The 6,189-nt window shown below is 74.4% G+C and carries 8 protein-coding genes; 7 read left to right on the top strand and 1 reads right to left on the bottom strand.

All coding sequences use genetic code 11. The features are described from left to right. From D455_RS0103620 to D455_RS0103590, 7 genes are all read left to right on the top strand, one after another. The coding region (locus D455_RS0103620) for an ATP-binding cassette domain-containing protein (protein WP_040684385.1) at nucleotides 1–716 on the top strand (716 nt) is incomplete at its 5' end. Nucleotides 717–804: 88 nt separating this feature from the next. Then, a complete protein-coding gene (locus tag D455_RS0103615; protein WP_017569406.1) occupies nucleotides 805–1,353 on the top strand; it encodes an RNA polymerase sigma factor in 549 nt (182 codons plus the stop codon). Then, entirely contained in the window at nucleotides 1,350–2,294 is a 945-nt protein-coding gene (locus D455_RS0103610; protein ID WP_017569405.1) for a hypothetical protein, read from the top strand. Before D455_RS0103615 ends, D455_RS0103610 begins: the two co-directional genes overlap by 4 nt. Continuing rightward, nucleotides 2,291–2,938: a hypothetical protein gene (locus tag D455_RS0103605; RefSeq protein WP_017569404.1), complete on the top strand. Its 648-nt coding sequence runs from the start codon at nucleotides 2,291–2,293 to the stop codon at nucleotides 2,936–2,938. The genes D455_RS0103610 and D455_RS0103605 overlap by 4 nt, the downstream gene beginning before the upstream one ends. Before the next feature lie 107 nt (nucleotides 2,939–3,045). Next, nucleotides 3,046–3,831, top strand: a complete 786-nt coding sequence (locus tag D455_RS29080; protein WP_017569403.1) for a hypothetical protein — start codon at nucleotides 3,046–3,048, stop codon at nucleotides 3,829–3,831. Nucleotides 3,832–3,835: 4 nt separating this feature from the next. After that, nucleotides 3,836–4,720, top strand: a complete 885-nt coding sequence (locus D455_RS0103595; RefSeq protein WP_017569402.1) for an ABC transporter ATP-binding protein — start codon at nucleotides 3,836–3,838, stop codon at nucleotides 4,718–4,720. Between the two features lie 78 nt (nucleotides 4,721–4,798). After that, nucleotides 4,799–5,446, top strand: a complete 648-nt coding sequence (locus tag D455_RS0103590) for a TetR/AcrR family transcriptional regulator (RefSeq protein ID WP_040684383.1) — start codon at nucleotides 4,799–4,801, stop codon at nucleotides 5,444–5,446. Between the two features lie 18 nt (nucleotides 5,447–5,464). On the opposite strand, the gene D455_RS0103585 is transcribed toward D455_RS0103590, so the two are convergent. Next, nucleotides 5,465–6,022, bottom strand: a complete 558-nt coding sequence (locus D455_RS0103585) for a CGNR zinc finger domain-containing protein (protein WP_017569400.1) — start codon at nucleotides 6,020–6,022, stop codon at nucleotides 5,465–5,467. Nucleotides 6,023–6,189: the final 167 nt, after the last annotated feature.

Genomic DNA, 6,189 nt, shown 5'->3' with positions numbered 1-6,189 from the left:
AACCGGAAGGAGCCGTAGTGGCCACCGCCGTCCGCGTCCGCGGCCTCACCAAACGCCTGGGGAGGCACCAGGCCCTCGCCGGAGTCGACCTGACCGTGGAGGCAGGTCAGGTCTACGGCCTCCTCGGGCCCAACGGTGCGGGAAAGACCACCCTGCTCAGGATCATCACCGGTCTCGCCCGGCCCGACTCCGGTGCCTTCGAGCTGTTCGGCTCCCCCTTCCGGCGCGGCGCCCTGCGCGAGGTCGGGGCGCTCGTCACCGAACCGGGGCTGTGGTCACGCTACGACGCGGTCGAGCACCTGCGCATGCACGCCCGGCTGCGCGGCGCCGACCCGGCGGGAATCCCCGGACTGCTGGAGACCGTCGGCATGGACGGGTTCGCCGAACGGCGTGTGTCGACGTACTCGCTGGGGATGCGCTGGAGGCTGGGCATCGCCATCGCGCTGCTGGCCCGGCCGCGGCTGCTCGTGCTGGACGAACCCACCAACGGCCTGGACCCGGTGGGCATGCGCGACGTGCGGACCCTGCTGCGCCGCCTCGCGGCCGACGGCGTCACCGTCCTGGTCTCCAGCCACCACCTCGACCAGATCGCGCACACCTGCGACCGGATCGGCGTCCTCGCCGAGGGGCGCGTGCGCTACCAGGGGACCCTGGACGGGCTCGCGCGCGACGGTGACCTGGAGAAGGGCTTCCTCGCGCTGCTGGACCTCCTCTGAGGCGGGCGTGATGATCCTCCACGAAGGGACGCGAGGCGCCCCACCACCACACCCACGAACCCGGACGAGCGCGAGGAAGGAGGTGCGGGTGGACGCGGACCACACCCTGCTCGCCCGCGTCGCCGACGGTGACGAGCACGCGCTGCGCCGCCTCTACGAGCGCCACGCCGCCGACATGCTGCGCCTGTTGCGCCGCCTCACCTCCGACCCCGGGACGGCCGAGGAGATCCTCCAGGAGGCGTGGCTGGCGGTGTGGCGCTCGGCCGGCGGCTACCGGGGCGAGTCGTCGGTGCGCGCCTGGCTGCTCGGGATCACCCGGCGACGTGCCCACGACCGCCTGCGCCGGGCCGCGCTCACGACGGTCGACGTCGACGAGGCGCCCGAACCCGCCGACGTCCGCGCCGACGTCGAGGGGCAGGTGCTGGCCTCCCTCGGCCACGAGGAGATCATGGCCGCCGTCCGCCGCCTGCCCCGGCGGTCCAGGGAGGTCGTCACGCTCGCGTTCGTGGACGGCCTGCCCCACCGCGACATCGCCGAGGTGCTCGGTGTGCCCGTGGGCACCGTCAAGAGCCGCATGGCGCACGCACGCGCACGCCTGGTGCGCTCACTCCGCGACGAGGGGACCGAGGGGACATGAGACATCTCGACGACGAGCAGGTCATCGCCGCGGTCCGCGCGGCCCGCACCGGGGACGCCACGCCCGGCGCCGGGACCGCGGCGCACCTGGCGGCGTGCGCGCACTGCCGTGACCGGGTGGCCGAGGCCCGGGCGCTGCGTGACGCGGTCGCCGCGGTCGAGGCCGAGGACGTGCCCGAGGCCCCCGACCTCCACGCCGCCGTTCCGGCCTTCGACGCGCTGGTCCTGCCCGCGCTGCGCGGGGAGACCGCCCCCGCTCCCGACCCCGTTCCGGTGGCCGTGCCGACCGCGGCGGCGTCGTGGCGGATCACCGTCGCGCTGGTGCTGCGCCAGGCCCGTCTGGTGCCCGGCGCGTTGTGGCCGCTGACCGGCCTGGGCTTCGCGGCGCTGCTGCTGCTCGCCTGGAACCTGGGCCCGGCCGCGGAGCCGGTCCTGCTGGGCCCCGGGATCACCCTCCTGGTGACGATGGGGGCCCTCGCGGTCTGCGAGCCGCGCCGCGACCCCCGGCGCGAGGTGTTCCACGCGATGCCGGTGCCGCCCGTCGCGGTGTGGCTGGCCAGGTTGGCGCTCGTCGTGGGCGCCGACCTCGTCGCCGCCACGGTGCTCACCGTTGTGGTCGGGTGGCTGCCGGGCGGTGACGCCGGTGTCGTGCGGCTGGTCGCGCTGTGGTTCGGCCCGGCCCTGCTCACGGCGGCGCTCGCCGCGTTCGGGTCGGTGTGGCACTCCCCGACGGTCGGGGCGGTGCTGGGAGGCTGCGGATGGCTGGCCGGGGTGGCCGCGACCGCGGGAGACCTGCTGCCGGTACCCGGGGGCCTCCTCCGGGTGGCCGCGACCGTGTGGACCACCAACGTCGGGACCCTGGCGGCGGCGCTGCTGCTGATCGGGGCCGCCGCCTTCCTCGTCACCCGTCCCCGGAGCGGCCTGCTGGGAGGTGCGGCGTGATCGGGCGGAGCGCGTCCGCCGCGGCACCGCTGCTGCGCCACGAGGCGCGCCGGTGCGGCCCCGCCGTCTGGGCGCTGCCGGCCGCCGGGGTCGCGGCGGGCGCGGCCGTGGCCGCGTTCCCTCCGGAGGCGCGGTCGTCCCTGTTCCCGGTCTCCGGCACCGCGCTGGCCGGTCTCGTGGCGCTGTGCGTCATGGCGATGCTCGGCGGGGAGCGGATATGGGAACTCCACCTGTCCACGCCCGTGCCCGTTCCGGTCCTGGTGGCGCGTCGGCTCGGGATCATGGCGGTCCTCGCCGCGGTTTCGGGCGCCGTCGCGGGAGGCACCGCGCTCGCCCCCGCGTCCGGAACGGAAGGGGTGTCCGTCGTCGCGTCCGGGGGTGCGGAGTCGGCCGTGGCCGTGCTGTGCACCGCCGCGCCGCTGTCCGGGGTCGCGCTGTGGACGTGGGCGCGGTGGGACTCGGTCGCCGCCGCGTCGGGAACGCTGATCGCCGTGTGGCTGGGTTACGCCCTCCTCTGGGCGGCCCACGTCCCCCCGGCGGTGGACCGGCCGGTCTGCGCCGTGGCGGGGGCGCTGCTGGTCTGGCGCGGGCTGCGGGCCCTCGACGACCCCGCCCGGGTCCTGGCGAAGGAGTCCCCGAGATGAGGACGGACCGCGCGCGGGGCCTGTGGGGCGGGAGGGGACACCTGGCTCTCTCAGGTCACCCGGGCCACTCGGCTCTCCCGGGACACCCGACGACGTACGGAGGCACGATGACGAGGATCGCGGCGGTCGGTGCGGTCGTCCGCTACGAGGCGCGCATGGCCGCGCGGGCCAGGGCCGTGTGGATCGGCATGGTCCCGGTGGCCCTGCTGGGGCTGGTCATCGCCCTCGCGCCCCTGACCGGGCAGGAGAGCGCGCGGCTCAACGCCGGTGTGATGGCCGAGGGGCTGGCCCTCCTCGTGCCCGTGGGCGTCGCCGTGGTGCTGGCCGACCGGCTGCGCCGCGGCGGGGCCACCGGGATGGACGAACTCCTCGACACCGCGCCGCTGAACGGGACGGTTCGCGTCACCGGCGTCCTCGGCGGCGCGCTCGCCGTCGCGCTCGTCCCCGTCCTGGCCCTGGTCGCGGTTCTGGGCGCGGTCATCGCGGTGCGCACGGGAGACGCCATGGCGCTGGGGTGGTCGGCGCTGGCCTTCCTGCTCGTCGTGCTCCCGGCCTGCGCGTGGACGGCGGCGCTGGCCTCGCTGCTGGGCCTGGTCCTCCCGGTCACGCTGGCCCGGTTCCTGGTGATCCCGCTGTGGTTCTGGGCCATCAGCTGGAACTACGCCCTGCTGTGGGCCCCCACCCCGGTCGGTACCGTCCTGGTCCCCTCCGGTGAGTACCCGGCCCAGGCGTGGTTCGGCACCACCCCGGCCTGGGCCGGGCGCGGACAGATCGACTGGCTCAGCCCCGCCCCCGACGGCGCGGTGACCGGTCTGGTGAACCTCGCGTGCGTGCTGCTGGGCACGGCCCTGATGGTCGGCTGCGCGCGCCTGATCATGATGCGGAGAAGGTGATCCGATGGACGTCACCGTCAACGGACTGACCAGGAACTTCGGTCGGCACACGGCACTGGACGCGGTGGACCTGGAGTTCGGCGGGGGCATGATCGGCCTGCTCGGCCCGAACGGGGCTGGCAAGACCACCCTGATGCGGCTGCTCACCGGCGTCCTGCGGCCCTCGGCGGGGCGCGTCACCGTCGGCGGGCACGACCTCGGTGACCGGGCCGGGCGCGCCGCGGTCAAACGGATGCTGGGCTACCTGCCGCAGCACCTCGACCCCTACCCCGACCTCAGCGCCCGCGAGTTCCTCGACTACGTCGGCCTGCTCAAGGGGATCGACGACGGGCGGGCCCGCCGGGCCCGGGCCGAGGAACTGCTCGAACGGGTCGGCCTGGCCGACAGCGCCAAGCGGCGCCTGGGCGGCTTCTCCGGTGGCATGAAGCGGCGGATGGGCATCGCGCAGGCGCTCATGGGGGATCCCCGCCTGCTGGTCGTGGACGAGCCGACCGTGGGCCTGGACCCGGAGGAGCGCATGCGTTTCCGCTCCCTGCTCGCGGGGCTGGGCGGGCGGCGCACCGTGGTGCTGTCCACGCACATCCTGGACGACGTCGCCCAGACCTGCTCCCGGGCCGCCGTCCTGGTGGCGGGCCGGATCGTCTACGACGGTTCGGTCCCGGGCCTCACCGCCTTCGCGGAGGACCGCACCTACCACGTCGACACGGGCGGTCCGCAGCCCGTCGGGGACCTCTCCGTCACCAACGCCGCGTCCACCGGCGACGGCATGCGCTACCGCGTCGTCACCGACGCCCCTCCCGCGGGCGCCGTTCCCGTCGCCGCCACGTTGGAGGACGGCTACGCCGCCCTGATGCGTGACGCCCGCGTGACGCCGGAGGAGTCCGTGTGACGGGGGGACGGTCGGCCGCCAGAGTCCGGCCCCGACGCCCGGGGGCGCCCGTGTACCCCGCTGATAGGCTCGACCGTCGTGGCCAATCTGCGTACCGCACAGAAGGAGATGACCCGTCGGCTCCTGCTCTCGACGGCTCTCGGCCTGTTCGAGACGAAGGGGTACGCGGCGACGACGGTCGATGACATCGCCAGGGCCGCGGGTACGACCCGGGCGACGTTCTACGCGTACTTCTCCTCGCGGACCGACCTCATGCGCGCGCTGATCGAGCAGCTCAACGAGCTGCTCGGGCGCGACGGGTCACCGGATCGCGGGTGGACGTCGGAGGAGCTCGTCGCCGCGGTCCGGCTCGGTTCCAGGGACGGAATCCGGACCTGGCTGCGCGACACGATGGACGGGTGGGACGGCGTCCGTCCCCACATCATCTCGGCCACGCAGGCGGCGGCGGTCGACCCCGAGCTGCGCGAGTTGGTCCACATGTGGTTCGAGGAAGCCATGGGCGACATCAGGGAGGGGCTGGACCGGGCCGGGCGCTTCGAGCCCGACACCAGGTACACGCGTGCCGTGCTCGCGCTCTCCCAGCTCGACCAGCTGGCCCAGCGCTGGACGCGGCACGGTTGGGACGTGGACCGTGACCAGGCGCTCGAACTGCTCACCGACAGCTGGATGCACCTGCTCTCGGGCTGCGGCGCGCCGGGCGACGGAGACGCCTCCGCGACGGCCTGACGGGATCGACTGTCGGCTTCACCCGCGCTGCCTGGCGTTGAAGCGCGCCTTCTTCTGACGGTTCCCGCACGTGTTCATGTCGCACCATCTGCGGGTGCGGCTTCGGCTGGTGTCGAAGAAGGCGGCCCGGCAGGTCGGCGACGCGCACAGGGCCAGTCTTCCGTCCCGTTCGCCCGCGATGACGCTGATCGCGTCGGCGGCGATCACGCTGAGGGCGTCCTCCACGCGGGAGGCCGAGCCGAGCCGCCACCGCCGTTCACCCCCGGGCGTCAGGGTCGCCGCGGCCCGGCCCTGGGTGCTGCGGTCGTTGATGACGTGGACGGCGGACGCGGGGAGGGCGTCCTGGACCGCGGCCGCCGTCGCGGCGGCGTGGATCGACTCCCTCAGTTCCCGGGCGAGTTCGAGCTGGGTGGTGGTGCAGGAGTCCACGGCGAGGCCGTTCACCGCCAGCCAGTCGACGAGCCGGTGCGGTGTGGGGATGCGTTCCACGGCGTCGCCGCAGCGCTCCGTCAGGGTCGCCGTGAAGCTGGTCGCCAGCACGTTGCCGAGGCGGAAGTCAGGGAACTCAGCGCGCATGGAACCACCATAGCTGGTTGCGCACGGGTATGGGCGGCTGTTAGAACCGTCTTAGCTGGTTCGCGATGGTCGCGACCGGTTCGGTGATGGCCAGGAGGTCCCATGCCCCGTCCCAACGGCGACGTGCACGCGTTCGAAGCCCACGCGACCGATGACGACCTGGACGA

Source organism: Nocardiopsis halotolerans DSM 44410 (genome assembly GCF_000341065.1).
GTDB classification, from domain to species: Bacteria; Actinomycetota; Actinomycetes; order Streptosporangiales; family Streptosporangiaceae; genus Nocardiopsis; species Nocardiopsis halotolerans.
The sequence above is the reverse complement of the archived record's forward strand: the minus strand, read 5'-3'. Positions and strand labels throughout refer to the sequence as shown.